Source organism: Belnapia mucosa, assembly GCF_016775475.1.
GTDB lineage: Bacteria > Pseudomonadota > Alphaproteobacteria > Acetobacterales > Acetobacteraceae > Belnapia > Belnapia mucosa.
The window spans coordinates 142,656-158,956 of sequence record NZ_JAEUXJ010000008.1; the positions used below are offsets into that span (position 1 = coordinate 142,656).

Sequence of the window (16,301 nt, forward strand, 5' to 3'; positions counted from 1 at the left end):
ATGCCCTGGAAAGACCGCTACACGATTTCCAACGAGCGCAGCATCCAGGATGCCGAGCTTCGCTGGCCGGAGGGCAAGCAATGCGCCGTCAGCATCACGGTGGATCTCAGCCTCGCTTCCAGTGGCGAGGGCATCCGCGCGGCGGAGCTGTCCACCCCGGTCGCGCGCTTCGCCATCGAGGAAGGGCTCGACAACCTGCTCGCCCTGCTGCGCCGGCACAAGCTGCGCGCCACCTTCGCCACGCCCGCGGTCATGGTGAAGGTCTATGGGCCCAAGCTGAAGGAGATCCTCGCCGAGGGCCATGAGATCGCCGCCGAGGCCTTCCGCCACGAGGATGTCTCCACCCTCTCGCGCGAGGAGGAGAAGGCGCGGCTCGATCGCACCACGGCCATCCTCGCCGAGGCCATTGGCAGGCCGCCCGCCGGCTGGTTCATGCTGTCGCGCCAGACGGACAACTTCGCCGGCGGCACCATCAGCCCGAACACGATCGACCTGCTGATCGAGGCGGGCTACCGCTATTATGGCAACGGCCAGGCCGATGACGTGCCGCATTGGTGGGTGGCGGATTTCGCCAGCCGGCGGGCGCTGCTCGCCATGCCCTACTACTACCATTTCGATGACCAGTATTTCTGCATGTTCCCGACCAAGGGCACCGGCCTCGAGAATCCCGACATGCTGCTGCGCAACTGGCGCACGGAATTCGAGGCGCAGCATGGGCGCGGGCGCCATTTCCACATGACGCTGCATCCCCAGCATATGGGCTGGCTGCATCGCCTGAAGATGCTGGACGACTTCCTGGGCTGGATGAGCGGCCATGCGGGGCTGTGGAATCCGACGGCCGAGGAATGTATCGCGCATTGGGCGACGACCTATCCCGCGGAAACCCATCTCGAGCTGGAGCCGAGCATCTGGAAGGATTATCCGGGAAGCCTCAGCTAGAAGCGGGGGCTAGCCCCCGCTTCCCTCACAGGAATCCGCCATCCACTGGCAGCCCGACGCCCGTGACATAGGACGCGGCGTCCGAGCAGAGGAAGCCGATCACTGCCGCGACCTCATGCGCCTCTCCGGCGCGGCCGGTCGGGAAGTCGCGCAGCATGCCCGCCTTGTGCTCGGCCGAGAGCGCTTCGAACCGGTCGCGGATGCGGCTGCCCTGTTCGGCCAGGATCAGGGAGGGCATCACCGCATTCACCGTGATGCCATTCGGCGCTTCATCCTTCGCCAGTTGCGCCGTGAAGCCCAGCAGCGCCGCTTTCGAGGTCGAATAGGCGAGCCGCGCGCCCTGCGTCGTCACCGGCCCCTTCCGGCCGCGGGCCAGGGTCGAGGAGATGTTTATGATCCGCCCATAGCCGCGTGCCCGCATCCCCGGCACGAAGGCGCGGGAGAAGCGGAAGGCGCTGGTCAGGTTCAGCGCCATCACATGATCCCAGAGCTCGTCCTCCATCTCCTCGATGGTGCGGACCGGCCTTGGGCCGGAACCGCCGGCGAGGTTCACCAGCACATCCACCCGGCCCAGGGCCTCGGCCCGTGCGAGCGCGGCGGCCGGCGCCTGCGGGTCCAGCACGTCCAGCACCATCGTCTCGGCACGCCCGCCGGCCTCGCGCACCCGCTCGGCGGAAGCGGCGAGCGGTGCCGCCTGCATGTCCAGCATCAGGACCGACAAGCCCTGCCGCGCCAGTTGCAGGCAGACCGCGGTGCCGATGCCGCCCGCCGCCCCGGTGACGACGGCCCATCGCTGCTCCATCAGCGCCGCTCCCGCCGGATGTTCCAGAGCACCGGGAAGCCGACATCGAGGACACCGCGCAGATCCGCGCGATACACCGCCGGCCCGGCGAACTGGCCGAGCAGCACGACATTGACATGGTCATGCGCCAGGGCCTGGAGCTGCGCCGCGATCTCGCGCCGGCGCGCCGGGTCGGGCTCCTCGGAGAACTGCCGCAGCAAGGGAACCTGGCGCTGGTCGCACCACCAGCCCGGATAGACATTGGCGCAGTTGTACACCATGGCCGGGTTGACGATGGGGTCGGGCATATCGAAGCCGGTCCAGACCAGCGGCACCACATTCCAGCCGCCCTGGCCGATCGGGCTGCGGTTGGTGCGCCGCTGCGCGACGGAACTCCAATCAGTGGAAACCAGGTCGATATTGAAGCCCGCCCGCCGCATCTGGTCCACGGCGACCAGCGTGATCGGGTCGATCAGCGCCGAATCGCGCGAATGCAGCACCACGATGGGCTCGTTGTTGTAGCCTGCCTCCCGCAGCAAGGCGCGGGCGCGATCCATGCTGTGGGTCTTGAGCGCCTCCGTGCCCGCTTCGGTCGCATAGGGCGTGCCGCACATGTAGAAGGTGTGGCAGCGCTGCTGCACCATGTCGGGCGGCAGGCCGGTGCTCGCCACCACATCGGATTGCTCGATGGCCTGCTGCGCCGCGCGCCGCATGCGCACGTCGTTGAAGGGCGGGATGGTGTGGTTGAAGGTCAGCGCGCCCATGACCTCGCCGCCGCCGCGGCCCGGGGTCACCACCACCCGCCGATCGCGCCTGAGTGAGGCGATGAAGTCGAGCGGCGCCCGCTCGATATAGTCGATCTCGCCCTGTTGCAGCGCGCCGATCTTGGTGGCGTGGTCCGGGATGCTGACGAATTCGGTGCGCTCGAAATGCACCACCTTGCCGCCGGCCAGGCCATCGGCCGGCTCGGACCGGGGGCGGTAGCGGGCGTTGCGGTAGAAGACCACGCGGTCGCCCGGGCGCCATTCCTCCCTCCGGAAGACGAAGGGGCCTGAGCCGACGATCTCGGTGATCTGCGTGGTCCCGGCGGCATTGGCGATGCGCGCCGGCATCATGTAGGGCACCAGCGTCGCCGTCTTGCCGAGCGCCTCCAGCACCAGCGCGAAGGGGCGGTTGAGCCGCATCACGAAACTGTCGGGTCCGGTGGCGTCGAGGCTCGATGTCGCCTCGAGAAGCTGCCGGCCCAGCCCGTCGCGCGCGCCCCAGCGGCGGATCGAGGCGATGCAATCCTCGGCGGTCACCGGCGTGCCGTCGGTCCATTCCAGGCCGGGGCGCAGCTTGAAGCTCCAGCTCAGGCGGTCCGGGCTGATCTCCCACCCTTCGAGCATCTGCGGCCGCATGACGCCCTGGCTGTCCGGCGCGACCAGCGTATCCCAGACCATCGAGGCGAAGGCGCGCGTCACGACCGAGGGCGAGACGACCGGATCGAGCGTCTGCAACTCGTTGTTCATCACGAGCCGCAGGGGCTGTTCCTGGGCTTGCACACCGGGCACTGCGCCCAGCATGGCGAGCCCGAACAGGAAGGCTTTGATCCTCATCCGCGCATTCTCTCGCTAGATCTGCACCCGGCCGCCATCGACCTCGATCACCCCGCCGGTGGTGAAGGAGCTTTCCGCGCAGCTCAGAAACAGCACGGCCCTGGCCACTTCCTCCGCCGTGCCGAGCCTTCCCATCCCAACGCGTGCCAGGAATTCCTGCATCTTCGCCTCGCGGTCCGGCACACGGGTGAGCGTGCGTTCCAGCATGGGCGTGTGGATGGGGCCGGGAGCCACCGCATTCACGCGGATATTCTCGGCCGCGAACTCCAGCGCCAGCGCGCGCGTCAGCATGACCAGCCCCGCCTTGGCCGAGCAATAGGCGCCGAGATTGGGCAGCGGCCGCATCCCGGCGCCCGAGGCCAGGTTCACGATGGTGCCGCCGCCGGCCGCGCGCAGCAGCCGCAGCGCCGCACGGGTGACGAGAAACGGACCATCCAGATCAATGGCATGAACGCGCCGCCAATCCTCGTAGGAGGTTTCCGCGAGTGGGCGCCACAGGCTCACGCCGGCCGAGTTGACCAGCCCATCCAGGCCACCAAGCGCCTGTCCCGCGGCCTCGACAGCTGCCTGGACCGAGGCTTCGCTGGTGACGTCGCACAGGATGCCGGATGCGCCATGTCCCAAGGCCGAGGCCGCAGCCTCGCTACCATTGAGATCCAGCAGCGCGACGCGCGCGCCTTCCGCAATGAAGAGGCGCGCCGTCTCCAGGCCGATCCCGGATGAACCTCCGGTAATCGCAACGCGGCGGCCATGCATGCGCATGCGGACTTGCCCCTGCTGTCCATTGCAAGGCCGGCAGCCTTCCATAAGATGTCCATCCCGCAAAGAGGCATCGACAGGCGTGGCGGAAGAAATTACGCTGGCTACAGAAATCGGCTTGATGATCGTGCCCGCGCGACGGTTCCGGTGCTGGGCAAGCAGGAGGTGACGATGGACGGGATCACCACCCCGACCGCAGGGCTCGATCTGCATCCTCTCAACCCGCATTTCGGTGTCGAGGTGCGCAACCTCGACCTCCGCGACAATCCCGGCGAGGAGATGCGCGCCGCGCTGCGGGCCGCCTTCCGCCAGCATCGCTTGCTGCTGCTGCGCGGGCAGGAGATCACCACCGAACAGCAGACGCGCTTCGCCGAGATCTTCGGCCCCGTGCAGCTACGCGAGCGGAACCGCATCCGCAGCGCGGAAGCCACGGCGCAGCATGTCTCGAACGTGCGCAAGGACGGCGTCTTCGGAACGGGCGATCTCGACTTCCATTCCGATCAGCTCTTCCAGAAGGAACCGCTCTCGGCACTGATCCTCTATGCGATCGCGGTTCCGTCGAATGCGGGCGGCGATACCCGCTTCTCCGATTCCATGACCGTCCTGGACCGGATGCCCGAGGCGCTGCGCAACCGCATCGAGGGCCTGCATGTCCGGCAGGACTATACCTTCCGCGGCGCGCTGGCGAAGGACTGGAACGTGGACGATGCGGCGCAGCAGACAGCCCTGACCGCGGTGCATCCCATGGTCTGGCGCGCGGCGCCGGGGGATCGGGGCGCGCTCTGGGTGAACAAGCTCTCCAGCGTCGAAGTCGTCGAGCTACCCGGCGAGGAGGGCAAGGCGCTCATGGCGGAAGTGCGCCAGTATCTCTACGACCCGGCCGTCATCTATGACCATGTCTGGAAGCCGGGCGACCTCGTCCTTTGGGACAACCGGCGCCTGCAGCATGCGCGCACGCCCTATGATGAGTCGCAGCCGCGGACGCTACGCCGCAGCCCGATCCTCTAGGCTTCGTCAGCGCGGCGGTGGGCAGCTAATGCCCACCGGCCTGGCCACGCTGGGAGACATGCCACGGCAGCAATAGCCGCTCGAGCATGTCGACGAAGTAGAACAGCAGCGTGCCCATGACGCCGAGGATGACCAGCGCGACGAAGACGCGCGGCGTATCGAACTGTCCCTGCGCGGTCAGGATCACGAAGCCGAGTCCCGCGGAGCCGCCGACGAACTCGCCGACGATGGCGCCGACCAGGGCGAAGCTCACCGCCACCTTCATGCCGACGAACAGCGCCGGCAGCGCATTGGGGAAGCGGATCTTCAGCAGGATGCTGAGCGGCGAGGCATGATTGACCCGCGCCATGGCCAGCGCATCGGGATCGACCGAGCGCAGGCCGAGCACGACATCGGCGACGATGGCGAAGATCGCCAGCATCAGCGCGATGGTGATCTTCGGTTCCGCCCCCGTGCCCATCCAGATGACGAAAAGCGGCGCGAGCGCCACCTTGGGCAGGCTGTTCAGCATGACCAGCACCGTCATGACGATGCGGTCCGCCCAGCGGGAACTCACCACCAGCACGGCCAGCGCCACGCCGAGCGCGACGGAGAGCCCGAAGCCCGCCAGCGTGGTCCAGAGGGTGAAGCCCGCTTGGCGCAGGAAATAGGCGGGCGTATCGAGAAAATCGGTCAGGATGCGCGACGGCGCCGGCAACAGGATCGGCGGCGGCTGGAACAGCCACACCGCGGCTTCCCAAAGCACCAGCAATCCGACCAGCACCGCCAGCGTGCTCAGCAGCCCACCGGTGCGCCGCAGGGCATCTTCCATCTCACTCTTCCCTGACCAAGCCGAGGCGCGAGAAGAGCGAGCGGATCTGCCCGACATGGCGGCCGAATTCCGGCGTCTCGCGGATCGAGAGCGGCCGCGGCCGTGGCAGGTCGATCTCGAAGACCTCGGCCACCCGCCCCGGGCTGCGGGACATCACCGCGACCCGGTCGGAGAGATAGACCGCCTCGGCGATGGAATGCGTCACGAAGATCACCGTGCGGCCACCGAGCTGGACCAGGCGCGAAAGCTCGACATTCAGGTCGTCCCGCGTCATGGCATCGAGCGCACCGAAGGGCTCGTCCATCAGCAGCAGGTCGGGGTCGCAGAGCAGGGCGCGGCAGATCGCCGCCCGCTGACGCATGCCGCCCGAAAGCTCCCAGGGTCGCCGGTCCGCGAAGCCGCCGAGGCCGAAGCGCTCCAGCAAGGCGCGAGCGCGGCCGATATTCTCCTTGCGTCCGCGCCCCTGGAACTCGGCCGAGATCAGCACATTGTCGAGGATCGTCCGCCAGTCGAGCAACACGTCGCGCTGGAACACCATGCCGATGCCGGCCGGCGGCCCAGAGAGCGGCTTGCCGCGCACCCGGACCGCGCCGGTGGTCGGCTTGTCGAGCCCGGCGATGCAGCGCAGCAGCGTGGACTTGCCGCAACCGGAGGGGCCGAGCAGCGACAGGAACTCGCCCTCGCGCACCGTCAGGGAGACATCCTGCAAGGCCACGATCGGTTTGGCCGGCAGGCCGTAATGGCGCCCGAGCCTTTCGATCTCGACACAGGCCGGCGCCGTCGCTTCGGTCATCGCCTCCAGGCCCGGATGCTCGAGCGGCGCCATCACGTGATCAGCTCATTGGTGAAGTACTTCTTGATGTCCCAACCGGGCTTCACCACGCCGGCGCCTTCCAGCGACCGCATCGCGGCCAGCCAGTCAGCATCCGCCTGCCAGCCGATCGGCTTGCCCTCCGTCGCAGGGGTGTTGAAGAAATCGAGGGTGAGGCGAATCTGCTCGCGCTGCACCGCGGGGTCGAGCCGTGCATCGGGGCGCTGGCGGAGCATGGCCTGCACCCCGTCCTCGATATTGTCGCGGATATGCGCCCAGGCGCGCTGCTGCGTCTGGGCCAAGCGCGCCAGCGCGTCACGCTTGTTGCGTAAGGTCGCTTCGGTGGCGATCAGCCCGTAGCTGGGGAAGCCGATGCCGGCATCCTCGGCCAGCACGCCGCGGCTGGCCCGCTGCACATTCACCGGCGGCAGGGCGGAAGGCAGGGTGGAGAGCAGCGCATCGGCGCGGCGATTGGCATAGGTGCCCCAGACGGCCGCGGGATCCACCATCAGCACGGTGACGGTGCTGCGATCGAGCCCGCCGGCCTTCAGCCAGGCATCGATGAAGGGCGCCCATGGGCTGGCGGCGAAGCACACCACCGTCTTGCCGCGGAAATCCTGGACCTTCTGCAGCGGCCCGTCGCGATCGACGATCGCGGCGAGGTCGGTGCGCCGGCCCCAGCAGGCGAAGGAGGTCACCTGCGCGCCATTGTCCCGCGCCTGGGGCACCAGGCCGAGCTGGATCTGCCCGACATCCGCCTGCCCGGCATTGACCAGCTGCAGCGTATTGGCCGAGCCACGCCCATCCTGCACCTCGACCGACAGGCCGGCTTCGCGGAACCAGCCCTTGACCTCGGCCAGGTGCAGCGCCGCCTGGATGCCCCAGGGGGCGAAGTCGCAGCGCACGGTCAGCTTGTCCTGGCCCTGCGCCCGCAGGATGCCCGGGAGTGTCGCCAGCGATCCCGCCAGCGCCGCACGCCGGCCGAGACGAAGCCTGTCCAGCATCACCTGCCCTCCCCCCTGCCCTGGCTTCGCAGCGCCTGCGTCGCCATTCTGTCCACCGCGCCGGTCGCGGCATCGACCACCACGCCATAGCGGGCCTGCGCCGCCTCGGCCGTGACCTTGCCGTTCCAGACATCCGCCGCCACCGCCTCCGGCGCGCGCTGCCAGGGCTCGCCATGGCCGCCGCCACCGGCCTGGTGATGGGTCAGCAGCTCACCGCGGCGCATGGTCATGGTCACCTTCCCCGGCAGGGTCCGGCGCTCCGCCGCCTCGCCGAGCCAGTTGCCGCTGCGGCCACCGGGCTCGCCGCCCGCAAGGCCGTAGGGCGGAAAGACCAGCCGGTCGGCGCGTAATTGCAGGATGGCTTCCTCGGCCAGCAGCCGGTAGCTGCGGGCCAGGCCCAGCCCGCCGCGGAACCGGCCGGGGCCGCCGCTATCCGGCACCAGGGCGTATTCCTCGACCCGCACGGGATGCTGCCGCTCCAGCACCTCGACCGGCGTATTGGAGAGGTTCTGCGAGGGGTTGGTGATCGCCTCGATGCCATCCTGGTCCGGCCTTCCGCCCCAGCAGCCGCTGATCATGTCCACCATGATGAAGGGCGTGTTGTCGGGGTGGCGCCCGCCGAGGCAGACCACGGTATTGCCCCCCTCGCCGGCGGCCGGGATCAGGTCGGGCACGATCTGCGCCAGGGCGCCGAACATCGCATCCATCACCCGGTAGCCGGTCAGGGCCCGGGCCGCGACGGGCGCCGGCGAGCGCGGGTTCAGCACGCTCCCCTCCGGCGCCGTGACATGGATGCAGCGGAAGACGCCGGCATTGTTCGGCACCTCGCCCCGCAGGGCGCAGCGGACCGAGAGGAAGCTGTTCGACTTGGTGAAGGAGAGCGTGGAGTTGATCGCCGCCCGCACCTGCGGCGAGGAGCCGGACCAATCGACCGACAGGCTGTCCTCATGCACGGTGATGGCGACCGTCAGCGGCACCGGCGCGTCGGACAGGCCATCGCTGTCGATATGGTCGGTGAAGGTGTAGGTGCCCTTCGGCCAGGTGGCGATTTCCGCCCGCGTCATGCGTTCGGCATAGTCCAGCAGCTCCGCCAGATAGGCGCGCAGCTGCCGCGTGCCGTAGCGGTCGGCGAGCCTCTGGATCTCCCGTGCCCCGACCTGGCAGGCGGCATATTGCGCCCGCAGGTCGCCCAGCACCCGGTCCGGCACGCGGACGTTGAGCGCGATGATGCTCTCCAGCGTCTCGTTCACCCCACCATCGGAAAACAGCTTCAGCGGCGGGATGCGCAGGCCTTCCTGGTAGATCTCGGTGCTGTCGGCGGCGTTCGAGCCCGGGACGCGGCCGCCGACATCGGTGTGGTGGCAGATCACCACGATCCAGGCCAGGATGGCCCCATCGCGGAAGACCGGCAGGAACATGAAGATGTCCGGCAGGTGCATGCCGCCGAGATAGGGGTCGTTCATCACGACCGCATCGCCGGGCGAGAGCTTCCCGCCCCAGCGCGCCTGCACCGCCTGCATCGCTTCCGGGATCGCGCCCAGATGCTGGGCGATGGTCTTGGCCTGCGCCACCATCTCCCCATGCGCGTCGCAGATCGCGGCGGAGTAGTCCATCACGTCCTTGACGATCTCGGACCGCGCCGTTCGGATGACCGTATAGGCGACCTCGTCCACGATCGCGTCCATGGCGTTCTTCACCACGGCGAAGGTGATCGGGTCGGCGAGCGCGCCCGGGCTGTGGTCAGGCATCGGTCACTCCGACATCGATGGCGATGCAGCCGGAATCGGCCGCGGTGGCGGTGCTGCCGGGCGGCAGCACCACGGTGGTGTCGTAGCTCTCGATGATGGCCGGCCCCGCCACCGATCCGCTGGCCAGGGCGGCGCGGGGCAGGACCGGCGTCGGCACCGCCGGCGCGCCGCGGCTGAAGCTGACCAACCGCGTCCCTGCGGTGGCCGCGAGCGCGCTCGGGGCGAGGGAGAGGCTGGTGAAGTCGAGCCGCCCGGCCGCTACGCCTACCGCCGTCAGTCGCAGATTCACCAGCTCCACCGGCTCCTCCGGTCGGTAGCCGAAGGTGTCCTGATAGGCCTGGCGGAAGCCGTCGCGCAGCGCCGCTGCCTCGAAGCCATCTTCGGGCAAGGGCACGGTCAGCTGCGAGGACTGGCCCTGAAAGCGCAGATCGGCGGCGAAGCGCAGCAGCACCTCGGCGCGGTCATAGCCCTCCCCGGCCAGCGCCGCCTCGCCCTGGCGCCGCAGCGCCGCCAGGACCGGCGCGACATCACCCTCCGCCACCGCATCGAGCGGCGCGAGCAGGGGCTGGACGAAGTCATGCGCCGCCTCGGCCGAGAGCATGCCGGCGGCCGAGAAGACGCCGGAGATCGGCGCCACCAGCACCCGGCGGATGCCGAGCATGCGGGCCACCTCCACCGCATGCAGCGGCCCGCCGCCGCCGAAGGCCATCAACGCCAAGTCGCGCGGATCCCGTCCGCGCTCCACCGTCACCGCCCGGATGGCGCGGGCCATGTTGACATTGGCAACCTGGCGGATGCCATGCGCCGCCGCCTCCACCGAAAGGCCGAGCGGCCGCGCCACCTCCTGCTCGATCGCCGCCCGCGAGAGCTCCGGATTCACCGGCAGGGAACCGCCGGCCAGCGCCTCCGGATTCAGCAGGCCGAGCACCATGTTGGCGTCGGTGACGGTCGGGCGCCTATTGCCGCGGCCATAGCAGGCGGGGCCAGGATCGCCGCCCGCGCTCTCCGGCCCCACCACCAGCAACCCGCCGGCATCGATCCGGGCAATGGAACCACCGCCGGAGCCGACCTCGGCGATGTCCACCGCCGGCACCTTCAGCATATAGCCGGCGCCCTTGGTGAAGCGGCTAGGCGAGCTGATGCCGTCGCGGAACTCATATTCGGTGACCAGCGAAGGCTGGCCGGCCTCGATGATCGAGGCCTTGGCGGTGGTGCCGCCCATATCGAAGACGATGAGGTCGGGCGAGCCGATGCCCGGGCCGATGCGTGCCGCGCCGGCGACGCCCCCGGCCGGACCGGAGCCGACGACGAAGACCGGTCTCTCCCGCGCTGTCGCCACGCCGACCATCCCGCCATTCGAGGCCATCACCTGGATCGGCGCGGCGATGCCGAGCTGCGCCAACCTCTCACTCAGCAATGAGAGGTAGCCCCGCATATTCGGCAGGATATAGGCATTCACCACCGCCGTGCTGGTGCGCTCATACTCCTTGATCTCCGGCAGGACCTCGCAGGAGGCCGTCGCCAGGAGGTCCGGCGCCGCCTCCCGTAGGAGCGCCACCGCCCGCTGCTCATGCGCCGGGTTGGCGTAGCTGTTGATGAAGCAGACCGCGACGGCCTGCACGCCTTCGGCCTGGAACCAGGCGGCGGCGGCCCGCACCGAGGCTTCGTCCAGCGGCCGCACCACGCTGCCATCCGCCGCGATGCGCTCCACCGCCTCCAGCCGCCAGCGCCGCGGCACCAGCGGTTCGGGCTTCTTCCAGCTCATGTCGAACATGCCGGGCGTCCGGATGCGCCCGATCTCCAGCACGTCGCGGAAGCCCTGGGTGGTCAGCAGCCCGGTCCGGGCGCCCGCCTTCTGCAGGATGGTGTTGGAGGCAACCGTGGTGCCGTGGACGACTTCCGTCACCGCCGCGGGCGCGATGCCGCTCTCGGCCAGCACCGCGGCGATGCCCGCCGTCACGCCAAGGCTCGGATCGGCCGGCGTCGTGGAGACCTTGCTGATATGCAACTGCCCGCCGCGTAAGGCGAGGACGACATCGGTGAAGGTTCCCCCGACATCGACGCCGATGCGGGCCCCGCCAGTCATTGCTTCGGCACGCATCGCATCTACCGTTCCCATGCTTGGGGTCCGGCCGTCGCTGGGATCCGCCCTGTCCGGCATCCCGGCCGGAATTCTTGCCCGGTCTGTGCCGGGATGGCCGATGCTATCGCAGCGCCTCGCCGCGTCAACGGGGCGCTACGCCGGGCCATGCTCAGGCCGTCCCTGCCAGATCGGAGTATTGGCCGGTTCCCGTCGGCACATGCCGTGCGGCGCGCAGGCCCTCGTCATCCCAGGACATGCCGCTGGCGAGGATGCGGGATTCCGCGATCTCGGCGGCGCGGCGCTGGGTGTGGTCGGTCAGCGGCCGCTCGCGCGCTTCCCAGAGACGCAGCGCCTCCGCCGTTTCTGCCTCCTCCAGCGCCACGGCCAGGCCGAGCGCATTGGTGACCGCGCAGCCGGCGCCCTGCGCCAGCGTCGGCGGCATGGCATGCGCGGAATCGCCCACGATCGCGACGCGTCCCACTGACCACTGCGCCAGCTTCGTCGTCTCATAGACGTCGTAGCGGGCGACCTGGCCGATGCGGGTCAGCACGGGCTCGAGTTGCGGGAAGCACTCGATCCAGGGGCCCGGCCGGACCGGCACCGCAGAGGCCTCGGCATCCGCGACCGGCGCCATCATCGCCATATAGAGCTGATCGGCGCCGCAAGGCGTGTAGAGGATGCGCAGCGTCCGCCCTGCCGTGTGCCAGAAATCGATCACATGGTCCCAGTCGCCGCCCTTGAGCGTCGCCCGGTCGGTCAGCACCCGGATCAGCCCGTCCTCATACTTGCGGCGCTGCTGCGGGATGCCGAGCGAATCCCGGACCTTCGACCGCACGCCATCCGCCCCGACCACCAGATCGGCCCGCAGCCGCCTGCCATCGGCCAGCAGCAGCTCGCCCTCCGGCGTGGCACCGACCGCTTCGGAGGCGGTCACGATCTCCGCGCCGGCGCGCCGCGCCGCCGCCAGCATGGCGGCATAGAGGTGCTGGCGCGTCATGGTCAGCAGCCGGTACTGGCCGGCGCCGTTGATCGGCTGGAAGGAGAGCACCCTGCCATTGGTGCGGGTCTCATAGGCCGGCGCGGCGAAGGCGCCATCCGCCACGGCGTCATAGGCGCCGAGCGCGCGCAGCACGCGCAGCCCGTTCTCCCAGATGAAGATGCCGGCGCCGAAGGCGCGCAGCTCCGCATTGGCCTCATGCACCCGCGCGGTCCAGCCGCGCTGGCAGAGCGCCGTGGCCATGGCCAGGCCGGCGAAGCCGGCCCCGGCGATCTCCGCATGCCGCCGCGCCATCGGCGCTATTCCGCCGCGGCGAGGCGCGGACGCTGGCCGCGCAGCTCCCTCACCCGGTCCTGGGTGTAGAGGTCGGTCCAGTTGCTCCAGCTACGGTCGGTGACCTGGCGCGGGTCGTAGCCGCGCTCGGGGATCTGCATGCGCTTGCCGGCGATATGGACGTGACGGATGCGCGACTTGTCCTGCAGGATGGCGATGTTCTCGAGCGGCGAGCCATCGACCGCGATGAAATCGGCGAAGCGCCCCGGTTCCAGCACGCCGAGCTTGCCGCCCTTGGCCATGAAGCGCGCAGTGACGGAGGTGGCGCAGCGCAGCGCCTCGCCCGGGGTGAAGCCCAGGTCGCGGACGAAGATCTCGGGCTCCATGGCGTGCCATTCGCCGTAGGGCGTCACCGCGAAGCCGCTATCGGTGCCGGTCATCATCGGGATGCCGGCCTTGCGCGCCTTCTGGAGGTTCTCGCAGCCGATCTCGTATTCCCGCTCCACCGCCGAGGGGCGGCCCTTGATGGCGGCCGGCTCATGCGGCTGGGTGAAGTCGATGATGTTGCGTGGGAAGGTCATGGTCGGACCGATGGCGCTGCCCGACTTCACCATGGCGTCCAGGCATTCGTCATCGAGGTAATAGGCGTGGAAGATCAGGTCCACGCCGGCGCGGGCCGAATAGAGGGTCGCCTCGCGGCCCCGCGCATGGACGACCACTTTCCTGCCCAGGCGATGCGCCTCGGCGACCATGGTGCTGGTCTCGTCCTGGTTGAAGGCGGCGATCAGCTCGCCATCCTCGCGCGTCTGCACGCCATCCATGGCCAGCTTGATGCAGTCCACGCCGTTCTTCACCTGGACGCGGATCTCCTCGATCGCCTCCTCCTTGCTGGCGATAAGGCGGCCGATCGAGGTATCGGGCGCGCCGATCCAGGTGGGATACCAGTCGGTCAGGCCCTGGCGGCTGGTGAGGTAGCGGCCGGCGGCGGTGACGCGCGGTCCCTCGAACAGGCCGAAATTGATGGCGTCGCGCACGGAGAGGCTGATCTGCCCCGCATCGCCCGGCGCGCAGATCGAGGTATAGCCGGCCGCAACCACCTTCTGGGCGAAGAACAGGCCGCGGATCGCGCGGAATTCCATCGGCTGGTAGAGGTCGATGTCCTCCTCGCTCTTGGCGTTTCCATAGGCGAGGTGGGTGTGGACATCCTGCAGCCCGGCCATGACGAAGAGGTCAGAGTAGTCCAGCACCGTGTCCTGCGGGCCGACCGGCGGAGCCATGGCCGTAGGCCCGGCATGGGTGATGGTGCCGGCTGCGTCGAAGCAGAAGGTCCAGTCCCGCTGCGCCGTGGTCGCATCGCCCGCGAAGAAGCTCCCGCATCGTACATGGTGAGTCATCTGGGTCACGCGTCCTTCGGCTGGGTGGCAAGGGAGGCGGATGTCGCGGAGCGGCGGAGCGCGACCGCCGGGCACCTGCCCCGGCGGCGTGCAAGAAGGCGGCGGCGGCAGGCCTGTGCTGGCCCTGACAGCATGCCTCGACTTCCTTCCAAGGCCCGCGAGCGGGCTTTCGGCGGCGCCGGTGATTTCACTGGCGTCACGCCTAACCTTGGTATACCCAGCCCATACCAAACGGCGCAAGCGCCTATTGCGGTGCGGCGCCCCCCAGGGAGGACGGCGACAAGGGCATGGCGGCACTACTGGATGCGGGAATGGCCGGCGAGGCGAGCCTGGGCACAGCGGAGGGCGCATCCGGTACCCGCAGCCTGGCCGACTGGGCCTATGAGGTGCTGCTGGACCGCATGCTCTCGCGCGAGATGCCGCCGGGGCATCTGCTGCAGGAGCGCGCCCTGGGGGATGCGCTGAACATCTCCCGCACGCCGATCCGGGAGGCGCTGACGCGGCTGGAATCGGAGGGTTTCGTCACCCGCCATGCCGGCCGCCTGCTCATGGTGCGCGAACTCCCGGCGAGCGAGCTGATGGAGATCTTCCATGTCCGCTCGGTCCTGGAGGTGGAAGGGATTGCCCTGGCCACCACGCGGATCGGCGAAGCGGCGCTGGCACAGCTACGCGCCCTGTTCGAGACGCAGATGCACGGCCCCATCCCGGATGGCGGCAATCACTGGGACGCCGATGACCGGTTGCATGGCAGCATCGCCGATGCGAGCGGCAATGCCGTGCTGGCCCAGCTGGTGCGCAGCCTCCGCCGCAAGACCCGGATGTTCAACCTGAAGCGGATGCCGGAACGCTTCCTGCCGGGCTCCCTGGAGCATCTGGCGATCATCGCGGCACTCGAGCGCCGCGATGCGGCGGCCGCGCGGGATGCCATGGCGCTGCATCTCGACAACAGCAAGCGGAGCATCCTGCAGGTGCTCGCCGGGATCTAGCGCCGCCGTTGCGACGGATCCGTCACAGCTCGACCCGCGTGCCGAGCTCGACTACCCGCGCGGTGGGATCAGCAAGTCGTCGGGCGCCCGCACCGCATTGCGGGTCAGGAAGGCAATGAGCCCGACCAGCACCGCGGCGGCGAGCGGCACCACATAGGGCTGGAAGAACGGGGTGGCGCCGGCCTCCCGCTCCTCCGCGCCCGCGGCGCGAAGGGCTTCGCGGAAGGCATAGATCGGGCTGGTGCCGATATCGCCGAACACCACCCCGAGCGCGCCCAGCAGCAGGGCGGCGCCGGCGGGTGGGCCGGCCAGGCGTGATGCGCGGGCGGTCAGCCCCCGAAATTCGGCTTGCGCTTGTTCAGGAAGGCATCGACGCCTTCCGGGAACTCGTCACCGCCGAAAGCAACGGCCTGGGCCATGGCCTCTTCCTGCATGAAGCGCTCGATGGGCCCGTAGGCCTGATTGAGCAGCTGCTTGGTCAGGCCGGTCGACAGTCTCGGACCCGCGGCGATGCCTGCGGCCATCGCCATGACGTCCTCCATCAGCCGGTCCGGTGTGACGGCCCGGGCGGCGATCCCGAGGGCCACCGCCTCCGCCGCGGCAATGCGGCGGTTCGTCAGGAGAATCTCGCGCGCTCTGGCCACGCCGACGGCCCTGGGCAGGGTCAGGGCGAGGCCAAGATCGGGCACGGCGCCGATCGCGGGGAAGCCGGCCTGAAAATAGGCGGTCTCGCTCATCAGCAAGACATCGCAGAGCATGGCGAGCGCAAAGCCGGCCCCGGCCGCCGCGCCATTCACCGCCCCGATGACGGGCGTTTCGCCCGTCAGCAGCAATTGCGTCCAGGCATGGGCGGCCTGAAGCCGCTCCCGCACCGCGGGGGCCCGCCGGTCCTGCATATTGGTCAGGTCGCCGCCAGCGCAGAACGCATTCTCCGAGCCGGTGAGGACGACGCAGCGGACCGAATGATCCGACATCAGCGCCGGAAACGCGGACGACAGGCCGGCCTTGATCTCGACGCTCATGGCATTGCGGGTTTTCGGCCGGTTCAGCCGGATCAGGGCGACCTTGCCCACACGCTCGACGGTCACCGCTTCCATCGTCATTCCTCC

The 16,301-nt window shown here is 69.3% G+C and carries 15 protein-coding genes; 3 read left to right on the forward strand and 12 right to left on the reverse strand.

Annotated elements, in window-relative coordinates; translation table 11 throughout:
• Window positions 1–939 (forward strand): polysaccharide deacetylase family protein, encoded by a 939-nt coding sequence (locus JMJ55_RS18795; protein ID WP_202827129.1) that lies wholly within the window; start codon window positions 1–3, stop codon window positions 937–939.
• 25 nt (window positions 940–964) lie between these two features.
• Here JMJ55_RS18795 and JMJ55_RS18800 read toward each other — a convergent pair whose 3' ends face one another.
• From JMJ55_RS18800 to JMJ55_RS18810, 3 genes are read right to left on the reverse strand one after another with little or no spacing between them, the layout of a single operon-like run.
• On the reverse strand, window positions 965–1,741 hold the full coding sequence (locus tag JMJ55_RS18800; protein WP_202827130.1) for an SDR family NAD(P)-dependent oxidoreductase: 777 nt from the start codon (window positions 1,739–1,741) through the stop codon (window positions 965–967).
• Window positions 1,741–3,318, reverse strand: coding sequence for an ABC transporter substrate-binding protein (locus JMJ55_RS18805; protein ID WP_202827131.1), 1,578 nt, complete (start codon window positions 3,316–3,318; stop codon window positions 1,741–1,743). Before JMJ55_RS18805 ends, JMJ55_RS18800 begins: the two co-directional genes overlap by 1 nt.
• Before the next feature lie 15 nt (window positions 3,319–3,333).
• On the reverse strand, window positions 3,334–4,290 hold the full coding sequence (locus JMJ55_RS18810; protein WP_202827132.1) for an SDR family NAD(P)-dependent oxidoreductase: 957 nt from the start codon (window positions 4,288–4,290) through the stop codon (window positions 3,334–3,336).
• Between JMJ55_RS18810 and JMJ55_RS18815 the strand changes: the two genes are divergently transcribed.
• Complete coding sequence (locus JMJ55_RS18815) at window positions 4,249–5,085, forward strand: TauD/TfdA dioxygenase family protein (protein WP_202827133.1); 837 nt, start codon at window positions 4,249–4,251, stop codon at window positions 5,083–5,085. The two genes, JMJ55_RS18810 and JMJ55_RS18815, sit on opposite strands and share 42 nt — an antisense overlap.
• A gap of 25 nt (window positions 5,086–5,110) precedes the next feature.
• On the opposite strand, the gene JMJ55_RS18820 is transcribed toward JMJ55_RS18815, so the two are convergent.
• From JMJ55_RS18820 to JMJ55_RS18850, 7 genes are all read right to left on the reverse strand, one after another.
• Window positions 5,111–5,896: an ABC transporter permease gene (locus tag JMJ55_RS18820; protein ID WP_202827134.1), complete on the reverse strand. Its 786-nt coding sequence runs from the start codon at window positions 5,894–5,896 to the stop codon at window positions 5,111–5,113.
• A 1-nt stretch (window position 5,897) separates the two neighbouring features.
• Window positions 5,898–6,722 (reverse strand): ABC transporter ATP-binding protein, encoded by an 825-nt coding sequence (locus tag JMJ55_RS18825; protein ID WP_202827135.1) that lies wholly within the window; start codon window positions 6,720–6,722, stop codon window positions 5,898–5,900.
• Entirely contained in the window at window positions 6,722–7,711 is a 990-nt protein-coding gene (locus tag JMJ55_RS18830) for an ABC transporter substrate-binding protein (protein WP_202827136.1), read from the reverse strand. Before JMJ55_RS18830 ends, JMJ55_RS18825 begins: the two co-directional genes overlap by 1 nt.
• On the reverse strand, window positions 7,711–9,459 hold the full coding sequence (locus JMJ55_RS18835) for a hydantoinase B/oxoprolinase family protein (RefSeq protein WP_202827137.1): 1,749 nt from the start codon (window positions 9,457–9,459) through the stop codon (window positions 7,711–7,713). Before JMJ55_RS18835 ends, JMJ55_RS18830 begins: the two co-directional genes overlap by 1 nt.
• Window positions 9,452–11,560: a hydantoinase/oxoprolinase family protein gene (locus JMJ55_RS18840; protein ID WP_202827138.1), complete on the reverse strand. Its 2,109-nt coding sequence runs from the start codon at window positions 11,558–11,560 to the stop codon at window positions 9,452–9,454. Before JMJ55_RS18840 ends, JMJ55_RS18835 begins: the two co-directional genes overlap by 8 nt.
• 151 nt (window positions 11,561–11,711) lie before the next feature.
• Entirely contained in the window at window positions 11,712–12,833 is a 1,122-nt protein-coding gene (locus tag JMJ55_RS18845) for an FAD-dependent oxidoreductase (protein WP_202827139.1), read from the reverse strand.
• Window positions 12,834–12,838: 5 nt separating this feature from the next.
• The gene (locus JMJ55_RS18850; protein WP_236033849.1) at window positions 12,839–14,206 is read right to left on the reverse strand and encodes a metal-dependent hydrolase family protein; all 1,368 of its coding nucleotides are present in this window, start codon (window positions 14,204–14,206) and stop codon (window positions 12,839–12,841) included.
• Window positions 14,207–14,493: 287 nt separating this feature from the next.
• Here JMJ55_RS18850 and JMJ55_RS18855 point away from each other — a divergent pair, with 287 nt between their 5' ends.
• Window positions 14,494–15,192 (forward strand): GntR family transcriptional regulator, encoded by a 699-nt coding sequence (locus JMJ55_RS18855; protein WP_202827140.1) that lies wholly within the window; start codon window positions 14,494–14,496, stop codon window positions 15,190–15,192.
• A 51-nt stretch (window positions 15,193–15,243) separates the two neighbouring features.
• Here JMJ55_RS18855 and JMJ55_RS32070 read toward each other — a convergent pair whose 3' ends face one another.
• Both JMJ55_RS32070 and JMJ55_RS18865 read right to left on the reverse strand, forming a co-directional pair.
• The gene (locus JMJ55_RS32070; RefSeq protein ID WP_407927548.1) at window positions 15,244–15,456 is read right to left on the reverse strand and encodes a hypothetical protein; all 213 of its coding nucleotides are present in this window, start codon (window positions 15,454–15,456) and stop codon (window positions 15,244–15,246) included.
• Window positions 15,457–15,521: 65 nt separating this feature from the next.
• A complete protein-coding gene (locus JMJ55_RS18865; RefSeq protein WP_202827141.1) occupies window positions 15,522–16,289 on the reverse strand; it encodes an enoyl-CoA hydratase/isomerase family protein in 768 nt (255 codons plus the stop codon).
• Between the last annotated feature and the right edge of the window lie 12 nt (window positions 16,290–16,301).